The organism is Myxococcus sp. AM010, from assembly GCF_013372585.1.
GTDB classification, from domain to species: Bacteria; Myxococcota; Myxococcia; order Myxococcales; family Myxococcaceae; genus Myxococcus; species Myxococcus vastator.
Genome location: NZ_JABXEO010000243.1, coordinates 1 through 431, shown reverse-complemented (window position 1 = coordinate 431; position 431 = coordinate 1). Strand labels below are relative to the sequence as shown.

Annotated in this window: 1 protein-coding gene and 1 pseudogene; one reads left to right on the top strand and one right to left on the bottom strand. The window is 63.8% G+C overall.

Annotated features, from left to right (window positions below; all coding sequences use genetic code 11):
* Positions 1-109: DUF1328 domain-containing protein (locus HV826_RS36520; protein WP_176421588.1), on the top strand; the 109-nt coding region annotated here is incomplete at its 5' end.
* Positions 110-185: 76 nt separating this feature from the next.
* On the opposite strand, the pseudogene HV826_RS36515 reads toward HV826_RS36520, so the two are convergent.
* Positions 186-431, bottom strand: a pseudogene (locus HV826_RS36515) (hypothetical protein); the annotation flags it as partial.

Sequence of the window (431 nt, the reverse complement as noted above, 5' to 3'; positions counted from 1 at the left end):
CGTTCTGGGTTTCTCCGGTATCGCCGGCGCCGCAACGAACATCGCCTGGATCCTGTTCGTGGTGTTCCTGATCCTTGCGGTGATCTCGATGTTCCGCAAGCGAGGCTAGCCGGTAGTGCCGGCCGCTGGCCGGCATCGCTTTCCGCAGAGTCGAGCCATGCTCGACTCTGCGGGCGATCACCACGTTACACAGCGCTCTGCAGCCCGCGATCGGCCTCATGGCGTTCCAACGCCAGTTCGATCAGGCGCGTGATCAGCGTGGTGTAGTCAACACCGCTGGCGCCCCACAACTTCGGGTACATGCTGATGCGGGTGAAGCCCGGCAGCGTGTTGACCTCGTTGATGACGATCTCGCCGTCTGCGGTGAGGAACACATCCACGCGCGCCATGCCCGCACACTCCAGCGTCTGGTAGGCCTGCCGCGCGATCTG